The following is a 17,990-nucleotide window of genomic DNA, read 5'->3' on the forward strand; positions in this document are numbered from 1 at the left end:
ATTGTCATCCTAGCCGTTGGGCGTTTCCGATCCCCGTCCCGGGCGGAGCACGGCGAAGGACTCCATGTGGTGGGTGTGCGGGTACAGCTCAAACACACGCAACGTGTCCAGCTCCCAGCCCGCCTGCTGGAAGTAGCCCACGTCGCGGGAGAACGACGCCGGGTCGCAGGACACATACCCGACAGCCCGCGGACCGGCGGCGATGACCTCGGTGATGGCCGCCTGACCGGCGCCGGCGCGCGGCGGGTCCAGCACGACGACGTCGAGGTCCGGTTTCCGCTCGTTGAGCACCCGATCGACCCTTCCCTGCACAATCTCGACCTGGGACCGGCCGTGCAGGTTCCGTTTCGCGTCGCGGGACGCGCCGGAGGAACCCTCAACGGCCAGCACACTGCCGGTGTCCCCCACCGCGTCGGCGATCGGCGCAGTGAACAGCCCTGCGCCCGAGTACAGGTCGGCAGCGCGCTCCCCCGGCTGGATGGCCAGGCCATCCAGCACCGCGTTCATGAGGAGTGCTGGCGCACCCCGGTGGACCTGCCAGAAACCGTCACCGGTGATCCGGTAGGTCTGCGATCCGACGGTCTCGGCCAGCCAGGTCCTGCCGCGGACCCGCTCCACAGTCCCCTTTTCCGGATCCCACAGCGCCACCGACGGCCCGTCGAGTTGGTGAATCACCGCGGCGGTCTGTTTCCGCCGCGCGCCGGGAGCGGGCACCAATAGCACCAGGGGTGGGCCCCCAGCCGAGCCGACTGCTACTTCCACCCGCTGGATTCCGGTGAAGTTGACGGTCCACAGCTGCAGCTCGTTAATCGCGTCAACAGCAAGCGGCATCTCGGCGACGGGGATCAGCTCGTCGGACCGGTGTGCGTGCATGGCAAGGTGACCGTCGGGCGCCACGGCGAAGCTTGCCCTGGTGCGCCACCGCAGGCCATCGGGTGTTTCATCCGGGACGGCTTCGACCTCGATGTGCCGGTCAATTCCGGCCAGCCGCTTGAGTTGTTCGCTGAAGACCGTTCCCTTGAGTTGCCGCTGGAGGGGAAGGGCAATGTGGCCGAACTCGGCACCGCCCACCGGCGCGGCACCACGGTGGGCCGCCAGCAGCGCATCGGCCAGGGCCCACGGATGGTTGACCCGGTGCTCCGAAGCTTCCAGCACCTCGATCACATCCGCGCGCCAGAAGCTCGCGCCGTCGTCGTGCTCGGTCAGCCTGACCCGCACCGTTTCGCCGGGCAAGGCGTGGCGGACGAAGATGACCCTGCCCTCATGTCGGGCAACGCAATGGCCGCCGTGGGCGACCGGTCCGATGTTCAGGTCGAGGGTGGCTGACGGCTCAATGGTCACTGCTGGTCCTGCGATGTCGTAGCTCCTGAGGGGTCACTGTAGATCCTGGAATTTTCGTGCGGCGTCGGATGATGCGAGCTGCCACGGGACACTTGCCACCATAACCCCCGGCTCGAAGTGCAGCCGGGTTTTGATGCGAAGTGCTGTCTGGTTGTGGACCAGTTGCTCCCACCACCGTCCCACCACGTATTCGGGAATGTAGACGACGATCAGGTCGCGGGGCGAGTCACTACGGATGCTGCCGATGTACTCCATGATGGGCATGATCGTGTCCCGGTAGGGTGACGCGAGGACGGTGATCGGCACCGGGATCTCGTGCCGTTCCCAGTCACGCAGCGTCCGCTCCGTTTCTTCGGGATCAACATCGACCACAATCGCGTCCAGTTTGGAGGGCCGCGACGCGCGGGCGAACGCCAGCGCCCGCAGGACGGGCTTGCGGACGTGCGACACCAGGATCACTGCATGTACGCGGGACGGCAGGGCACGGGAGAAGGTGGAGTCGTCAAGGGCCAGTTCGCGGGCCACCTGGTCGTAGTGCCGCTTGATGCCGTGCATCACGGCGAAAAGCACCATCATGGCCAGCACCGCCACCCAGGCTCCGTATTCGAACTTGGTGACCAACACCACCACCAGTACCGCAGCGGTCAACACGAATCCGATGGTGTTGATGGAGCGGGACTTCTTCATCCGCCACCTGCGCTTTTTGTCGGCGGTGCTGCGTAGTTCGCGGGTCCAGTGTTTGATGAGCGCCGCCTGGCTCGCCGTGAACGACACGAACACGCCGACAATATAGAGCTGAACCAGCTGCGTGACATCGGCGCCAAAGACCACGATCAGCAGAATGGCGCCGGCACCCAGCGCGAGGATGCCGTTGCTGAAGGTCAACCGGTCGCCGCGGGTCCGCAGCTGGCGCGGCAGATAGCCGTCCTTGGCCAGGATCGACGCGAGCACGGGGAATCCGTTGAACGCGGCGTGGCCCGCCAACACCAGGATCAGTGCCGTAGCGCCGACCACCAGGATGAACGGGAGCGCCGCGTCGCTGAAAATGGTGCGCGCCAGCTGGCTGACCACGGGGTTTTGGATGTAGTCGGCCGACACGGGATTGCCGTCCAGCCGCAGCTGTTCCTGCGGGTTCTGCACCACATGAACCTTCGCCGCGTTGGCAAGGTAGATCACCCCGGCCGTCATGGCGCCGGCAGTCACTCCAAGGATCAACAGGGTGGAAGCGGCGTTGCGGCTGCGCGGGGCCTGAAAACTGGGTACGTTGGCGCTCGGAACCTCGACACCGGTTAGGGCTGCTGCGCCGGCCGAGAAGGCCCTCAGGATCAACAGCGCCCCCGCCAGCCCCACGAGGCCCGCATCGAGGGCTGGATCGGGGATGATTTCAAACCTGGCGCTGGGCGCCTCACCCAGTGTGCCCGTGAGCCGCTGAATGATGCCAACAGCGCACATGCCGAGGATCGCTGCGAGGAAGACGTAGGTGGGGATGGCCAGGGCCAGAGCGTTCCGGGTCACGCCGCGCAGGTTCAGGAGGACGAGAACGACGACGCCGGCCACCGCCATCGCTGTCTGCCCACCAGCCAGTCCCGGCGCCAGGGCAATCAGGTAGTGGGCTGCGGCCGAGACCGAAACAGCCACCGTCAACACGTAGTCGACCATCAGCGCCGAGGCCACAGTGAGGCCCGCCGTGCTGCCGAGGTTACGCCGGGCAATCTCGTAGTCTCCACCACCCGAGGGGTAGGCGTGGACCGCCTGCCGGTAGGAGGCAATCACCACGAGCAACACCACCAGAACGGCCAACCCCACCCACGGCGACACAGATACTGCTGCAAGGCCTGCCAGGGCCAGGGTCAGCAGGATTTCGTCGGGTGCGTACGCCACCGAGGAGAGGGCATTCGCAGAGAACACCGGCATCGCGATCCGCTTGGGCAAGGTCTGATGCCGCAGCCGGTCGTTGCGGAACGGTTTGCCCACCAGCACCCGCTTGACGGCTTCAAAGAAAGTCAGCACAGCCCACAGACTAGCGCGTTTCAGCTCGCGCAACTCCATTAGGCTGGGTGCAGCGGATGCAAGGCTCCCAAAGAGGGCCGCGTTGACAATTCGGTTCGAACGGCAGGTGGCACGGGTGGCGCATTTTGTAATCATGGGGTGTGGCAGGGTGGGCGTCAGTCTTGCCCACACGTTGGATGAGTCAGGGCACACCGTGGCCATCATCGATCAGGATGACCGTGCCTTCCGCCGGCTCAGGGGATCCTTCGGCGGTAGGAAGGTCACTGGCGTCGGTTTTGACCGGGACACCCTGAAGAACGCCGACATTGAAAACGCCTACGCCTTCGCCGCGGTGTCCAGCGGCGACAACTCCAACATCCTCGCCACCCGGGTAGCCCGGGAGACGTTCCATGTGCCGCACGTGGTGGCCCGGATCTATGATCCCGGCCGCGCCGAAATCTATCAGCGGCTCGGCATTCCCACCGTCGCAGCAGTCCGCTGGAGCGCCGATCAGGTGCTGCGCCGGATCCTCCCGGAGCAGAGCATCAACGGAGACTTCAGGGAAACATCGGGGCGCCTGATCCTCGGCGAATTGGCCCTGCACGATGGCTGGCTGGGCCGCTCCCTGGCTGACATTGAGGCAGCCTCGGGGATCCGCATCGCCTACCTCACCCGGTTCGGTGAGGGCACGCTGCCCACCTCGGAGACCAGCTACCAGGAAGGCGACATTGTGCACGCCATGATGAAAACCGACGCCACCGACGAAATCGGGCGCATCCTGACCAAGAAACCAGTGGAGGAATCGGAGTGAGAGTAGTCATTGCGGGCGCGGGGAGCGTCGGATCGTCGATCGCCAAGGAGCTGCTGTCCAATAACCATGAGATTCTGCTGATTGACGAAAAACCCGAGGTGATTGGCCGCAGCGGGCTCAAAGGCGCCAAGTGGCTGATCGGCGACGCCTGCGAGTTGACCACCCTGAAGGACGCCCGGCTGGATGAAGCCGACGTGGTGGTGTCCGCCACCGGCGATGACAAGGTGAACCTGGTGGTGTCGCTGCTCGCCAAAAGCGAATTCGGTGTGGGTCGGACCGTCGGCCGGGTCAACAACCCGAAAAACGACTGGATGTTCGACGACTCGTGGGGCGTCGATGTCGCCGTCAACACGCCCCGCCTGATGACTGCCCTGGTGGAAGAGGCAGTGGAGATTGGCGACCTGGTGCGGTTGCTCACCCTGCAGAGTGGCGTCACCTCGATTGTCGAATTCACTGTTCCCCAGGAGTCCCCCCTGGTGGGCCGAACCCTCGGCTCGTTGATCCTGCCGGAGGACTGTACTGTGGTGGCGATCCTACGCGATGACGCGTCAATCACGCCGAGCCCGGACGACGTCGTCGAGCCCGGCGACGAGCTGTTCCTGATCGCCGCGATCGCCGCCGAGGATGCGCTGCGCAGCGTCCTGCTCGCAGTGACCGGTGATCCTGACGCACCCGACGACGGCGCGCCGATAGACGCGCCGGGCCTTGCCTAGCCGGGTTTCTGCGTCCCGGATTCCAGCGTTCCAGGTTCTTGCGTTCCAGGTTCCACCGGTTTCGTGACCGGACGGGACACCAGCCAGGCAAGCCAGAGGCCGAGTGCGTAAAGGGGAAGCCCCATGATCAGCCTTGTCGTGCCGAGCGCCACGAAATTCTCGGCAAAGTACAGCGGCATCTGCACCGCGAGCCGCAGGCCGAGGACGGTGATGATGATCCAGGTGGCAATGGTATAGGCCTTGACCCGCCGCGGATCTTTGCGCCAGTCGACGCCTTCACCCCTGATGAACCCGAACAGCAGCCCGGCGATTGGCCAGCGGGCTGCAATGGAAATCACCATGGCGATGATGTAGGCGCCGTTGGTGAAGAACCCAGGAACGAAGAAGTCCTCGGCGTTGCCTGTGCGGCCGGCCACGAAGGCGCAGATAGCGACGCCGATCAGTCCTGAGAGTGCCTGGGTCAGCGGGCTCCGCGAGACCAGGCGAATGATTGAGAAGACCGCTGCCACCGCGAGGGCGGCGATCAGGGAGCTCTGTAGATCCTGGTTGATGGTGAAGATGACTGTGAAGATCAGCCCAGGCAGGATGCTCTCCGCGAGGCCGCGAACACCCCCGATCGACTGGAGCACATCGATCTTCCCGTCGTCGGTGCGCCGCATCCCCGACCGGGCGGCATACTGTCCGGCCAGCTCCGCTGCTGTAGGCGCCTGACGGCGTGCTGGATCATCCTCGGGCGGGGTGTTAGGTGGTTGGGGGGTGCTCACTGCTGTGCCTCCGGACGGCCAATAATTTCGTAACGCGGATTGTAGATCGTGGGCATCCCGTCGACGGGGCTGACCATTCCTTCGAACGCGATCTGGGCTCCCGCTTCAATCCCGGGAACCCGACGTTGTCCGATCCAGACCAGGCGTACCTGGGCTGATTGACGGCGGGTTGGGTTGTCCCGGCGGTCGGCCCCGGCCGTTGCTGGTGGGTCGTCGTCCGAAACCACCGCCGCGAACTGCGGTGCCGAGCTGACCGGCAGGATGGTGATCCGTGAAATGAACCCACGCGCCCGCGCGCGTCCCCGGGTGGGGAGCTTCGCGACGGTCGCTGCAGGGCGGCGTCCGCCCGGGCTATCCAGCCCAGGACGGTCAGCCAATGTGGGTGATCTCGGGCCCGCGTTTTAACGGATCAGTGAGATCGGGGGTCTGCTGGGCGGGCTCGGCTGGTGGCGCCGTCGCCGTCTCCTTGGGCAGGCGCAGCTGCAGCAGTTCGCGTGGCGGAAGCGGGTGATCTCCCCTGACTACCACCACGTTGCGGAACAGCTCCTCGATCGGCGCGGCCGCCTCTCGGTTGATCGCTGCTGGTCCGCCAATCACTCCGCGGAGGAACCAGCGTGGGCCGTCCACTCCCACGAAGCGGGCCACCCTGAAGCCCGGCTGGCCCTCGGGCGTCTGAGCCGGCAGGTGGGCGACCAACTCAGTGCCAAACGCACCAACCCGGTCCTGGACCGTTCCGCCCTGCGAACCGACCGAGTCGCCAATCTGGGAACGAATCTCATCCCAGAGACCGTCCGTCCGGGGTGCAGCGAACGCCTGCAGTTGCAGGTTCGATCCGTTGAGGTCCAGGGTGACAGCGATGACCCGCTTGGTCTTTTCCTCCACCTCGAGGCGGAGCTGAAGGCCTTCGGCGGCACCGATGCGCAGTGCACCGAGGTCAATGTAGCCGGCCTCCGAAGCCTTTTCCGAAAGGTCGAACGGGCCGTTATCGCGGGAGACGACGACGCCGGCAGCGGGCTCGGCGGCGTCAACTGGCTCGCCAGGATCAGCGGGCGCGCGGGCGTCGTCGGCTGCTACGGCTGACTCGGCTACATCGGCCTCTACCGATTCGACGGATCCGGCCAGCTCCGGTGGGGTGAGCGCGTCGGCTGGTGAACCCTTATCGGTTGGTGAACCCTGCGCGGGTGCCTCGACCGGCGCATCAGCGGCCGTGGCGTCTTCCGCCGGGAGGGGTGGTTGCTTCTTCTTCAGGCGCCCAAAAACCATGATTGGGTTCCTTTCCTTGGGTATATGGGAGCCCCCGGAAGGGGTCCCGATCTGTTTATCCTTGGGGTTATGCGTGGGTCGGATGGGCTGCAGCGTCGACGCTGTAACCTCCGGTAGAACCGAAGCCCGCCCTGCCGCGGACCGATTCGGGAAGTTCCTTCACCACGGTGAATACCGCGTGTTCAACCCGCTGGATCAGGAGCTGGGCAATCCGGTCCCCCCGCTTAAAGGTGAGGGATTCGGTGTGGTCGGTATTCAGCAGAGTGACTGCAATTTCGCCACGATAACCAGCGTCGATCGTGCCGGGAGCGTTCACCACAGTCACCCCGTGCTTCGTTGCCAGTCCCGACCGCGGATGGATTAACCCCACGTAGCCGTCAGGCAAGGCAATGGCCACACCGGTGGGCACCAGCGCCCGCTCACCAGGTGCCAGCCGAAAGTCGATGCGGGTCCTGAGGTCGGCCCCAGCGTCGCCCGGCTGCGCGTATTCGGGCGCCGCCATGTCGCCGTCGAGCAGTGTGATCTGCACGGGAAGTGTCCGCTGTGGGTCCAGCACGTTCATACTCCAGCTGCCTCGATGATTCGGGTTAGGCCTTCACTGTAGCGCGAAAACCTGAGCGACGACCGGGTGCCGGGTATCGCAGCGCGGGGATGAAGTGGGCAGGGAAATCTGGGATGGTTAGGGTATGTCAACACCCACGTCAGGATCATCGGTCGGCACGGCACTCTACGAGGAACGGTTGTGGCCAGCACCCTGGATTTGGTTGGTGGCCGCAGGCGCGGCTGGAGCGTCAGTGGTCACGTTTGCCCCGATCAACCTGACCACCGGATACATTGCGGCTACCGTCGTCGCCCTTGTCCTCGGATCTTTACTCGTGCTGTCCACCCCACGGATTATCGTCTCGGCAACCCATTTCACGGTGGGGCGCGCTACGATCGAACGCCGCTTCCTGGGGGAAGCGTCAGCGCACACCGGCGACGACGCCACCGCGCAGCGAGGACCGCTACTCAATGCAACCGCCTACCTGTGCATCCGCGGCTGGGTCTCTCCAGTGGTGCGGGTCGCGATCACCGATCCCGAGGACTCCACCCCTTATTGGCTGACATCTACCCGGCGTCCTCAGGAACTGCTGGCAGCCCTCGCCAACTGACCGGCCGAGCGATCAGGCGGTCAGCCCTCGCAGTCGCTGCAATAGGCCAGTTCGCCAAGATGCCTGGCAATCTGTGACCGGTGGCGCACCAGGAAACAGGAGGCGCAGGTGAACTCGTCGGCCTGCGCCGGGAGGATCCGGACCTGGACGTCCTCGGCGGACAGGTCGGCTCCGGGCAGTTCAAACGAATCGGCGGCCTCGAGTTCATCCTCGTCAACAACCGGGGACTGCTGGTCGGCACGATGGACTTCCAACTCCCCGATTGATTCCTCGCCGGCGGCGTCGTCGGTGGTTCGTGGCGTGTCGTAATCGGTCGCCATAGCTAGATGTTCACTCTCCGGTGTTCTGAAGTTTCTGGACTCGGGTCTGCCCAACGTCGAGTCCAACGCTGGCAGGCGGCTTTTTGTGCCCGTCCGCAACAGATTCCCGCTGAACGATCCACTTTTAACCCCAATAGTGGCCAAAAGTTCCGCGCCACACCACTGGTGTAGTAGGCATGTCGGCGAACAGGTGGCAGAGTTTCACGGTAAGGAAGCAATGTCGGCTCGGAGGATTTTCATGCAGGAACTACGGCTGGTAGGTGTTCGCGAGGATGGTGGACACCTGCTCCTGAACGGCGAGGACGGCTCCAACTTCAGCCTGCCGATCAACGAGGCGCTGCGTATGGCGGTCTCCCGCCCCATGGACCACCAGAAGATCACCACCCCGCCCCCACCAGCCGGCAAACCAGTCGTTCCGCTCTCACCCCGCGACATTCAGTCACGGATCCGTAGCGGCGCGACCGCCCAGGACATTGTCGACGAGTCGGGACAGGATCTGGCCCAGGTGCTCCGCTACGAGAGCCCGGTGCGCGCTGAGCGTGACTACATGGCCATCCTGGCGCAGCGGGTAGAAGTGTCGTCACCCCTCCCGTCCCACGACGGCAACCGCTCCGCCTTCGGCGACCATCCCGCACAGCTCGGCGACATGGTCGCCCACCGGTTGCAGGCATACGGTGTGGACCCCAACGCAGTGGAATGGGATGCCTGGCGTCGCCCCGATGGACTGTGGAACGTCGTGGCACGGTTTGACCTGGCAGCTGACACCCGGGTCACTGTCGGCGAGGAACCCCCGGCCCAGTGGACGTTCAATCCGAGCCGGAAAACGGTCCTCAATACCAACCGGTGGGCTCAGCTGCTCAGCGAACTGGAACCGTTGGACGGTCCCCTGCCCTCCCGGCGGCTCAGCGCCGTCGCCGATCATGTGTTTGACTTCGAAGCCCAGAAAACCGCAGACGCAGCACCCGAGGAAGAAGCATCCGACAATTTGCTGGATGTGCTCCGGTCGCGGCGCGGACAGCGTCTCGGGGTGGACGAGGACGGCGATGACGCCTTGGCTCACCTGCTCGCCAAGGGCAGTATTCCTGCCGCGCACCCCCGCCCGTCCGAGGGTACCGAACCGGGGTTGGAATCTCCCGCCACTGCACATGAGAGCACTGCACATGAGAACACCGCTCAGCAGAACACCGGCGAAGAAAACACTGGTGATCAGGGCGCCGATGACGGGGAACCGCGTCGGTTTGCCGGCCTCAGCCTGGCGCCAGCGGTAGCCGACAAGGCCGAGTCCGACGGTCACCGCCCCGGTATTCACGGCGCAGCGACCTACACTGACGGATCAGCGTACAGCGACGGATCTGCGTATAGCGACGGATCTGCGTATAGCGACGGATCTCCGCGATTGTTCGATTCGGTGGGCACCGACACACGGGAGATCAGCATCTTCGCCCGGCCCAACCGCCCAGCCCGGCAGGCTGCTGGCCCGGAAGAAACGGCACAGGATCGGGGAACGGCACAGGATCGTCCTGCTGCACCCGACAGTTCGCCCAAGCCTGCCGAGGAACCGGCTGACCGTAAGATCCGCCCGAAGCGGTCGAGCGTTCCGAGCTGGGATGAAATCGTGTTCGGCACCAAGAGCGACTAGTTTTTCGGGCCGCTCGGGCACCTGACCCGGCTAGCTGGAGAACGGGAGCAGGATCTCGCTGCTTTGCATTGCCGTCGCGGTGCTGAGAGTGACCCGGCGGGTGTGATGGCGTCGGCATAGCGTCTCATACCCGGTAACCGGGGTGTGGGGGACAGCATCGGCCACACCTTCGATGATCGGCAGCTCAGGTTGCAGGGGATCCCGTGGCGTCATTTGCAGTTCCACGTCTCCGACCACCACCTGATCACCCTCGACCACCATCACCCCGTCGATGGTCCGCGCATTGTGGGTCGCTCGACGGCCGCACCAGCAGAGCGCCTCCACCTGGAGGACCTGTACCCGGTCGGCAAGTTCAATCAGCCGCTGGGACCCCGGGAACAGCTTGGTCCTGAAGTCTGAAGTGATCCCGAACGCGAAAACATCGACATCCATCTCGTCGACGATGCGGGCTAGTTGATCGATGTGCTCACCCGTGTAGAACTGGGCCTCGTCGCAGATCAGGTAGTCCACCCGTTCGGCGGCGGTACGCCGCCTGACAATTTCAGCCCAGAAGTCGGTCGCGTCAGTCACTTCAACAGCGCCGGTCTGTAATCCGAGCCGACTGGAGATCATCGCCTCCCCCGCACGGTCGTGGGAGCTGAAGAGCAGCCCAGCCCGGCCGCGGGCGCGATGGTTGTGGTCCATTTGTAGAGCGAGCGTCGATTTGCCGCAGTCCATGGTACCGGAGAAGAAGATCAGTTCAGCCACGAGCCCCCTTCCCACCGGGACGGTTCAGGGTTAGCAGCGGCACGTCCCGTTCGGCGCGTGTGAGCGAGCCATGTTGGCCGATCACCTCCATCGCCGATGCGGAGGTACGGCGCCGGTCGTAGAGCGCGATAGGTTCCCGCGCCGCGACCATCAGGTCACCGATGCGAGGCAGGACCCGCTGATCGACCTGACCGAACAAGCCAGCGGCGACCGCCTGATCGCGGGTGAAGATCCAGGCGAACTGGCCGTAAGCGCCCTGCCAGGCTTTGAGGAGCCGCTCACGGCCTTGGACGGAGAAGTCAGGTTCAAGGTACAGGTGCAGCATCCGAGGTTCGCCGGCGGTGTGCGCCACACCGTCGATCAGCGCCGGTTCGGTGGAGAAGTCGTAGCGGTGCGCCTCGTCGACGTCGACCATTCCGTGGTCGGCGGTGAGGATGAGCAGGGTGTCGGAGGGTACGCGGGAGGCCAGCGTTTTGACGGCCGCGTCGACGTCCTCCAGCTGGTTTCCCCACTCGGCCGAACCGCAGCCATACCGGTGACCCGCCTTATCCATCTCGTTCAGGTAGAGGTACACCAAAGATCGCTCGGATGCGGCGAGTTGTTCGTAGGCGGCGCGGACCCGGGCCTGAAGGGTGCCCGCGGCGACGTAGCTGCTGCCCCTCAGCGCTGCCCTGGTCATTGCCGAATTGGCGAATTTGGGCAGGGACACGGTGACCACCGGGACCTGACCGGCGGCCTGTTCAAAGACCGAGGGGTATGGTTGCCACCGCAGCGGGTCTACCCCCGCGTCCCAGCCGCCCAGCATGTTGACCACCTTGTTCTGGTCGGGGTCCAGGACGTCGTAGCCAACCAGTCCGTGCTTGCCCGGCGCGAGCCCCGTCCCGAGGCTTCCCAGGGACGCGGCGGTAGTCGAGGGGAAGGCGGATCCGAGGGTCCGCGAACTGTCCAGGTGCTGGCGCAGGAACGGGGCGTGCCCGCCGCGTTTTTTCAACAGGGTAGAGCCGAGTCCGTCGACTACGACCACGCAGACCCGTGCTGCTGCGGGGAGGCCCAGCGCGTTACTGAAGGGCCCCGCCGCCGAGTTGAGCCCCAGCGCGGCTGCCGCGCTGGTAAAGACCTCTGCGATGGTGCTGCGGCCATAGGCGGGCGCCGCCGGGAGGGCGTCCCGGTGTCCGGTAGCGTGTTCCACCAACGGCTAGCTCTGGTGGTGGGTGCGGCTGAAGCGGGCGCCAAGGCCTGGCTGCCTGCGGGGCGCAGGGGGGGCAGTGCTGGCGGCTGCCGGGGTGACCGGGTTGGCGGTGTTGACCTTCCGGAGGGCCCGGGCGAAGGATTTGGCGTTCTGGACTGCCTGCATGCCGTCGGCCTCCGCGCTGACGCGTAGCACAATGTCCTCCTGGGAAATGGAGCCGGTATACCCGTGGTCGGCGTCACACTGTGGGTCGCTACACCCTGCTGGGCCCATGTCAAGGCGCTGGCCGCCGGACCAGGCGATGGCAAGGGTGAGCTCGCGTGCCTGGTCGGAGGGCTTGTAGTCCTGTGGCTGGGCGTAAAGGTAGCTGAGCACCACTGAGCGGATCTGGCTGACCGGCACCGATTCGGTGGAGACCTGGGCCATCATCTGCTGCCCGTCCTCATCCAACTGCTGGTCGTCGACGTGGGTGATCACCAGCATGTCCTCGGTGAGAACCAGGACCGTGATGTGACGGTGCACTTCGTTGCGTTCGAAGTGGGTTTCCAGGTGCACCACATGGGAGAGCGGTTCCCGACCGTCCAGGGCGTCGTGCACCGTGTCCGCGACCAGGCGCGGGTAGAAACCGGCCCGTTCCAGGGAGGCGTCGAGGCTGCGGCGTTCAGCGGAAAGCGATGTCATACCTTCAGTTTCCCCCACCCGGGCACCCACTGCCTAACCCGGGGAGGTGCGAGGCGCGCCGCTGGTCACCGGCACCGTCGCCCTCCCAGCGGTCAATCCCGCATGGCGCGGCGGGCACTATCGGTGCGCCGCTGCGGGTTACCCACCAGAATGTTCGTGCTGAGGATGACTAGCCCGGCTGCCGAGACCAGCACCGGATTGAATTCGAGCAAGGCAATTTCCGGGTGCCTGTCCTTTAGCGCTGCGACCCTGCCGATCAGGTTTTCGATCGCCGCAATGTTCGTGGCAGGCAGTCCGTGATACCCGAACAGCTTGCGTGCGGCCCGCGGGGCCCGCACCAGGTCGGCAATGTCCACGGTCGACAGCGGGGGGATGCTGTGGGCCCAGTCGTCGAGGAGGTCGACGGCGTCGCCCGCCAGCCCGAACGAGAGCACCGGCCCCAGCAGCGGATCCTCGATAGCGCGGAGTGTGCAGGCCTGGCCGGAGGGCGCCATGGACTGCACTTCCATGCCCCTGACGCCGAAGGGCGCCAGCACTTTCTCCATCTGGGCTATATTCTGGCGGAGCGACCCGGCGTCCTCGATGTTCAGCCTGACCCCGCCCAGATCGAGGCGGTGCCTGAGGTGTTCGTCGACGGTTTTGATGACCACCGGCCAACCGAGCTGGTCCGCCGCTGCCACCGCCTCGTCAGCGGTGGTGAACCGGACGGCTGGCAGGAGCCCGACACCATAGTGGCCCAACAGGGCAGCAGCTTCGGTAGGATCCAGCCGGGTAAGACCGTCGCCGTCGACCCGGGCCAGGGCCCGATGCAGCACCGCCGCCGCCGCGTCCGGGTCGATGTCCAACGGTTCATGGAACCCGCCGTTGTCCCGGGAACGCCAGCGGGCATAGGTTACCACCGCGCCCAGGGCGGCGACTGCTGCCCCGGGTCCGGCGTAACACGGCAACCCCCGCTGGCTCGGCAGCGATTCCTGGTCGGCCCGAGCCACTGGTGGGCCGGTGGGGGCGGCCAGCAGGCCGTCGGATTGCACGGCCGGGTCAAGGATGCCGGCGAAGGACGCCACCACAGGCTTATGCGCCGTCTCGGCGCACTCCCTGAGACAGTCGGCAATCGCATCGACGGTCAGCCCCGGCGCGGGAAGCAGTGCGACGACGGCCGAGTGCACCTCGTCGTCAGCCAACGCCTCCAGGACAGCGTGATGCAGGGCGGGCAGGGCGATGGATTGGCCGGTGTCCAGGTCAAGGTCGGTGACCAACCGCTGCACGTCCAGCGCCTGGGCTGCGGCGGCGTCGGCCACCACCTTGCCGAGGGCGAGCGAGTTGCTGAAGACCGCGAGACCCGGGCCGGCCGGGAGCGGCTGGCTGACCAGAATCTGGGCGATGTCAACGAGCTGCGCGGTGGTCTCCACCCGGATCACCCCCGATTGCCGGAGCATCGCGTCGAGGGCGCCGGCGGGCGCCTGGGTGGTGCGTACCGCGTGGCCGGGCGGCAACTGAAGGCCCATCACGTCGGACTTCGCCACGATCACCGGTTTGGTTTTGGAGAGCCGGCGGGCAATCCGGGAGAACTTGCGTGGGTTACCGACCGACTCCAGGTACAGCCCGACGGCCCGGGTAGACGGGTCGTCCTCCCAGTACTGCATGGCGTCGTTGCCCGAGATATCTGCCCGGTTGCCGGCCGAGACAAAGGAACTGAGCCCCAGTCCTCTCCGCCCGGCTGCGGCGTAGAGGAGGACACCGATGGCCGCGGACTGGCTGAACAGGCCCAGGGTGCCGGCTGCGGGCAGAGCGGGGGCCATCGACGCATTGAGGCGGACGTCGGGGTGCGTGTTGACCAGGCCCAGCGACGCCGGTCCCACCACCCGCATGCCGTAGGCCCTGGCCCGGTGCACCAGGGTCCGCTGGCGCGCCAACCCGTCAGCGCCGTCGTCGGCGAAACCGGCGGTGGCCACCAGCAGGCCCTTCACGCCGGCCGCCCCGCACTGGTCAACCACTGCGGCTACCTGATCGTAGGGGACGGCGATCACGGCCAGGTCGACGGGCCCGGGCACCTCGGCGATGGAGGCGAAGGAGATCATCCCGGCCAGTTCGAAAGCTTCGGGGTTCACCGCATAGACGTCGCCGGTATAGCCAGCGTCGATGATGTGTTCGAGAAAGGAGTACCCCACGGTCCCCCACTCGCGGCTGGCTCCGATGACCGCCACCGACGACGGCGAGAGCAGGTCGGCGACGCTGCGTGCCTCGGCGCGGTGTTCGCGGGATTCCATCACGGCGCGGGACTTGTCGGTGGGGTCGATGTTGAATTGGAGCATCACCACGCCGTCGTCGAACCGTCGCTGGACTTCGTAGCCAGCCTCGGCGAAGACGGTGATCATCTTCCGGTTCTCCGGCAGCACCTCGGCAGAGAACCTGCTGATGCCGTTCTCCCGCGCGGCTGCGGCGAGGTGCTCAAGCAGGATGGAGCCGAGCCCCCTGCCCTGGTGCGCGTCGGAAACGTTGAAGGCTACCTCGGCCTCGGCAGGGTCATCGAGGCGGTCGTACCGCCCGATGCCCAGAATGTCGGACCCACGGGTGATGACGAACGCTACCCGGTCCTGGTGATCCACCTCGGTGAACCGTTTGAGTTCTTTGCTGCTCAGCGACGACTTGTAGGTAAAGAACCGCAGATAGATGGAGTTTTCGGACTGTTGCATGTGAAAGTGCTGCACAGCCGCCGCATCATCCGGTGATATGGGCCTCAAATGCGCCGTGGCACCGTCCCGCAACACGACGTCGGCCTCCCAATATTCCGGGTAATGTCCGCCAGCCGCCATAGACTCAGCCTAGTGGGCGTTCGGCGCCCGCGTCATTACCCTTGGCAGCAGACCCCTTTCACAACCCGAGGACCACCCGATCATGGCCAGGCGCCACAGCACAGCAGCCCCGGTGGACTACACCGAGAACATCATCGACATTGACGTCACTTCCGAAATGGAAGGCTCTTTCCTGGAGTACGCCTATTCGGTGATCTACTCCCGGGCCCTACCGGACGCGCGGGATGGGCTCAAGCCCGTGCAACGGCGCATCCTGTACATGATGACCGATATGGGCTTGCGTCCCGACCGGGGCCATGTGAAGTCCGCCCGCGTCGTGGGCGAAGTGATGGGCAAGCTCCACCCGCACGGTGATGCAGCAATCTACGATGCAATGGTCCGCATGGCGCAGGACTTCTCCCTGCGCCTCCCCCTGATCGACGGCCATGGTAACTTCGGGTCGCTCGACGACGGCCCGGCAGCCCCCCGCTACACCGAGGCACGCCTCGCCGCTGCTGCCCTCACGATGACTGATCACCTCGACGAAGACGTGGTGGACTTCGTCCCCAACTATGACAACCAGCTCATGCAGCCGGAAGTGCTCCCGGCAGCCTTCCCGAACCTGTTGGTCAACGGCGCGACCGGCATCGCCGTCGGGATGGCCACCAACATGGCCCCCCACAATCTTGGCGAAGTGATCGCGGCGGCCAGGCACCTGATCGCCAATCCCGACGCCGGGCTGGATGACGTGATGCGCTTCATCCCCGGGCCCGATCTTCCCAGTGGGGGCAAGATTGTGGGGCTCGAGGGGGTCCGCGACGCCTACGCCACCGGCAGGGGGTCCTTCAAGACCCGCGCCACGGTGGGGATCGAGCAGCTTTCCGCCCGGCGCACCGGGCTGGTGGTGACCGAGCTGCCCTACACGGTGGGGCCGGAAAAGATCATCGAGAAAATCAAGGACGCGGTCACGTCCAAGAAGCTGCAGGGCATCTCCGACATTGTCGACCTGACGGATCGCCGTCACGGGCTGCGCCTGGTGATCGAGTTAAAGAATGGGTTCAATCCCAACGCCGTCCTTGCCCAGCTGTACCGGTACACCCCGATGGAGGACTCCTTCGGGATCAACAATGTGACGCTCGTTGACGGGCAGCCGCGGACACTCGGTCTGGTGGAGTTGCTCCAGGTGTACATCAAGCACCGGCTTTCGGTGGTCCGCCGGCGCACCGGCTACCGGCTGGGCCGGAAGAAGGACCGGTTGCACCTGGTCGAGGGCCTCCTGATCGCGATAGTGGATATCGATGAGGTCATTCAGATCATCCGCTCCTCGGACGAGTCGGCGCAGGCCCGGGAACGGTTGATGTCGATCTATGATCTGAGCGAGCTGCAGGCCAACTACATTCTCGAGCTGCGCCTGCGTCAGCTGACCAAATATTCGCGGATCGAATTGGAAAAGGAGCAGGAGGAGCTGCGCCGGGAGATTGCCCTCCTCGAGGAGCTGCTCGGGTCCGAGGAGCGCCTGCGAGCCCTCCTGTCCGAGGAACTTGCGGAGGTGGGGGCAAAGTTCGCTACCCCGCGACGCACTGTGCTGCTGGCGTCCGAATCCAGCGCTCCGCTGAAGGGCACCGTCATGCCAGCCGCAGTCACCCCCGGAGGGAAGGTTGCGCCGCTGCCCCTGGAGATCGCCGATGACCCCTGCTGGGTAATCCTCTCGACCTCGGGTCAGCTGGCCCGCACGTCCTCCCAGGAGGAGTTCGGCGAGGGCGGGCAGCGCGTCAAGCATGACGTCTTCCGCTCCGTGATCCGCTCGACAGCCCGGGCCGAGGTGGGGGCTGTCACATCGGCCGGGCGGATGCTGCGCCTTCAGGTGATGGACATGCCCGCCCTGGCGCCGACCGCGGGGATCCCCAATCTGGCCGGCGGTGTGCCGGCACAGGAGTTCATGACCCTGGTTCCCGGCGAAACTTTGGTGGGGTTGGCCCCACTCGATGCGGTGGTCGCCCTGGGCAGCGCGCAGGGGGTCGTCAAGCGGGTTGCCCCCGAGTACCCGCTCAACCGGGACGAATGGGAGATCATTTCCCTGAAACCGAAAGACAAGGTGGTGGGTCTGGCGGTGGCTGGTGACCAGGACGAACTGGTCTTCATCACCGCCCAGGCCCAGCTGCTCCGGTTTCCTGCCTCGGCGGTCCGGCCACAGGGGCGCACCGCAGGGGGTATGGCGGGGATCAAGCTCGGCTCAGCCGACACGGTCATCCACTTCGGTGCCGTCAGCGCCGAAGATGCGGCCGCCGTCGTCGTCACGATCGCCGCAGCGAGTGGCGCGCTACCGGGCACCTCGCCCGGGTCGGTGAAGGTGACCGACTTCGCCGAGTATCCCGTCAAGGGCAGGGCCACCGCTGGGGTCCGTGCGCACCGGTTCCTCAAGGATGAAGACGGATTGCTGCTCGCCTGGGCCGGTCACGGCCCCGCGAAGGCAGCATCGGCGACCGGCGTTTCCCGGGCGCTGCCCACCGAGCATGGGCGGCGGGACGGATCCGGGGTGACCCTGAGCCAGTCGGTGGACGCCATTGGACCCAGCCCAGTGTGACCCTTC

The 17,990-nt window shown here is 65.7% G+C and carries 16 protein-coding genes; 5 read left to right on the forward strand and 11 right to left on the reverse strand.

Annotation, left to right across the window (positions count from 1 at the left end; genetic code table 11):
- Positions 1–9: 9 nt before the first annotated feature.
- Together ACX80G_RS14260 and ACX80G_RS14265 are read right to left on the reverse strand one after the other, a co-directional pair.
- On the reverse strand, positions 10–1,341 hold the full coding sequence (locus ACX80G_RS14260; protein ID WP_459308394.1) for a class I SAM-dependent RNA methyltransferase: 1,332 nt from the start codon (positions 1,339–1,341) through the stop codon (positions 10–12).
- Between the two features lie 33 nt (positions 1,342–1,374).
- Complete coding sequence (locus tag ACX80G_RS14265; RefSeq protein WP_459308395.1) at positions 1,375–3,351, reverse strand: APC family permease; 1,977 nt, start codon at positions 3,349–3,351, stop codon at positions 1,375–1,377.
- A gap of 115 nt (positions 3,352–3,466) precedes the next feature.
- On the opposite strand from ACX80G_RS14265, the gene ACX80G_RS14270 reads away from it, so the two are divergent.
- Together ACX80G_RS14270 and ACX80G_RS14275 are read left to right on the forward strand one after the other, a co-directional pair.
- Complete coding sequence (locus tag ACX80G_RS14270) at positions 3,467–4,141, forward strand: potassium channel family protein (RefSeq protein ID WP_459308396.1); 675 nt, start codon at positions 3,467–3,469, stop codon at positions 4,139–4,141.
- Complete coding sequence (locus tag ACX80G_RS14275; RefSeq protein WP_459308398.1) at positions 4,138–4,854, forward strand: potassium channel family protein; 717 nt, start codon at positions 4,138–4,140, stop codon at positions 4,852–4,854. Before ACX80G_RS14270 ends, ACX80G_RS14275 begins: the two co-directional genes overlap by 4 nt.
- Here ACX80G_RS14275 and ACX80G_RS14280 read toward each other — a convergent pair.
- From ACX80G_RS14280 to dut, 4 genes are all read right to left on the reverse strand, one after another.
- Positions 4,851–5,618: a DUF3159 domain-containing protein gene (locus ACX80G_RS14280; RefSeq protein WP_459308400.1), complete on the reverse strand. Its 768-nt coding sequence runs from the start codon at positions 5,616–5,618 to the stop codon at positions 4,851–4,853. The two genes, ACX80G_RS14275 and ACX80G_RS14280, sit on opposite strands and share 4 nt — an antisense overlap.
- Entirely contained in the window at positions 5,615–5,995 is a 381-nt protein-coding gene (locus ACX80G_RS14285; RefSeq protein WP_459308401.1) for a single stranded DNA-binding domain-containing protein, read from the reverse strand. Before ACX80G_RS14285 ends, ACX80G_RS14280 begins: the two co-directional genes overlap by 4 nt.
- Positions 5,988–6,881: a DUF3710 domain-containing protein gene (locus ACX80G_RS14290; protein ID WP_459308402.1), complete on the reverse strand. Its 894-nt coding sequence runs from the start codon at positions 6,879–6,881 to the stop codon at positions 5,988–5,990. Before ACX80G_RS14290 ends, ACX80G_RS14285 begins: the two co-directional genes overlap by 8 nt.
- A 67-nt stretch (positions 6,882–6,948) precedes the next feature.
- The gene (gene dut / locus ACX80G_RS14295; RefSeq protein WP_459308403.1) at positions 6,949–7,443 is read right to left on the reverse strand and encodes a dUTP diphosphatase; all 495 of its coding nucleotides are present in this window, start codon (positions 7,441–7,443) and stop codon (positions 6,949–6,951) included.
- A 124-nt stretch (positions 7,444–7,567) separates the two neighbouring features.
- Between dut and ACX80G_RS14300 the strand changes: the two genes are divergently transcribed.
- Entirely contained in the window at positions 7,568–8,032 is a 465-nt protein-coding gene (locus tag ACX80G_RS14300) for a DUF3093 domain-containing protein (protein WP_459308404.1), read from the forward strand.
- Positions 8,033–8,052: 20 nt separating this feature from the next.
- Here the strand turns inward: ACX80G_RS14300 and ACX80G_RS14305 are convergent, their stop codons facing one another.
- A complete protein-coding gene (locus ACX80G_RS14305) occupies positions 8,053–8,352 on the reverse strand; it encodes a DUF4193 domain-containing protein (RefSeq protein ID WP_459308405.1) in 300 nt (99 codons plus the stop codon).
- A gap of 238 nt (positions 8,353–8,590) precedes the next feature.
- Here ACX80G_RS14305 and sepH point away from each other — a divergent pair, with 238 nt between their 5' ends.
- The gene (gene sepH / locus ACX80G_RS14310; protein ID WP_459308406.1) at positions 8,591–9,991 is read left to right on the forward strand and encodes a septation protein SepH; all 1,401 of its coding nucleotides are present in this window, start codon (positions 8,591–8,593) and stop codon (positions 9,989–9,991) included.
- Positions 9,992–10,021: 30 nt separating this feature from the next.
- Here sepH and ACX80G_RS14315 read toward each other — a convergent pair whose 3' ends face one another.
- The 4 genes from ACX80G_RS14315 to ACX80G_RS14330 form a co-directional block, all read right to left on the reverse strand.
- Positions 10,022–10,738: a thymidine kinase gene (locus tag ACX80G_RS14315; RefSeq protein ID WP_459308407.1), complete on the reverse strand. Its 717-nt coding sequence runs from the start codon at positions 10,736–10,738 to the stop codon at positions 10,022–10,024.
- Positions 10,731–11,927, reverse strand: a complete 1,197-nt coding sequence (locus ACX80G_RS14320) for an alkaline phosphatase family protein (protein WP_459308408.1) — start codon at positions 11,925–11,927, stop codon at positions 10,731–10,733. Before ACX80G_RS14320 ends, ACX80G_RS14315 begins: the two co-directional genes overlap by 8 nt.
- A 6-nt stretch (positions 11,928–11,933) precedes the next feature.
- The gene (locus ACX80G_RS14325) at positions 11,934–12,608 is read right to left on the reverse strand and encodes a DUF5998 family protein (RefSeq protein ID WP_459308409.1); all 675 of its coding nucleotides are present in this window, start codon (positions 12,606–12,608) and stop codon (positions 11,934–11,936) included.
- A 92-nt stretch (positions 12,609–12,700) separates the two neighbouring features.
- Positions 12,701–15,421 (reverse strand): bifunctional acetate--CoA ligase family protein/GNAT family N-acetyltransferase, encoded by a 2,721-nt coding sequence (locus tag ACX80G_RS14330; RefSeq protein WP_459308410.1) that lies wholly within the window; start codon positions 15,419–15,421, stop codon positions 12,701–12,703.
- 82 nt (positions 15,422–15,503) lie between these two features.
- On the opposite strand from ACX80G_RS14330, the gene ACX80G_RS14335 reads away from it, so the two are divergent.
- On the forward strand, positions 15,504–17,984 hold the full coding sequence (locus ACX80G_RS14335; RefSeq protein ID WP_459308411.1) for a DNA gyrase/topoisomerase IV subunit A: 2,481 nt from the start codon (positions 15,504–15,506) through the stop codon (positions 17,982–17,984).
- The last annotated feature ends 6 nt before the right edge of the window (positions 17,985–17,990 follow it).

It is taken from the genome of Arthrobacter glycogeni (genome assembly GCF_054510815.1).

Bases quoted from the DNA above. Each gene is read 5' to 3' on its own strand.
- ACX80G_RS14290 (WP_459308402.1), bottom strand. From the start codon at position 6,881: ATGGTTTTTGGGCGCCTGAAGAAGAAGCAACCACCCCTCCCGGCGGAA.
- sepH (WP_459308406.1), top strand. From the start codon at position 8,591: ATGCAGGAACTACGGCTGGTAGGTGTTCGCGAGGATGGTGGACACCTG.
- ACX80G_RS14330 (WP_459308410.1), bottom strand. From the start codon at position 15,421: ATGGCGGCTGGCGGACATTACCCGGAATATTGGGAGGCCGACGTCGTG.
- ACX80G_RS14335 (WP_459308411.1), top strand. From the start codon at position 15,504: ATGGCCAGGCGCCACAGCACAGCAGCCCCGGTGGACTACACCGAGAAC.
- ACX80G_RS14325 (WP_459308409.1), bottom strand. From the start codon at position 12,608: ATGACATCGCTTTCCGCTGAACGCCGCAGCCTCGACGCCTCCCTGGAA.
- ACX80G_RS14305 (WP_459308405.1), bottom strand. From the start codon at position 8,352: ATGGCGACCGATTACGACACGCCACGAACCACCGACGACGCCGCCGGC.
- ACX80G_RS14300 (WP_459308404.1), top strand. From the start codon at position 7,568: ATGTCAACACCCACGTCAGGATCATCGGTCGGCACGGCACTCTACGAG.
- dut (WP_459308403.1), bottom strand. From the start codon at position 7,443: ATGAACGTGCTGGACCCACAGCGGACACTTCCCGTGCAGATCACACTG.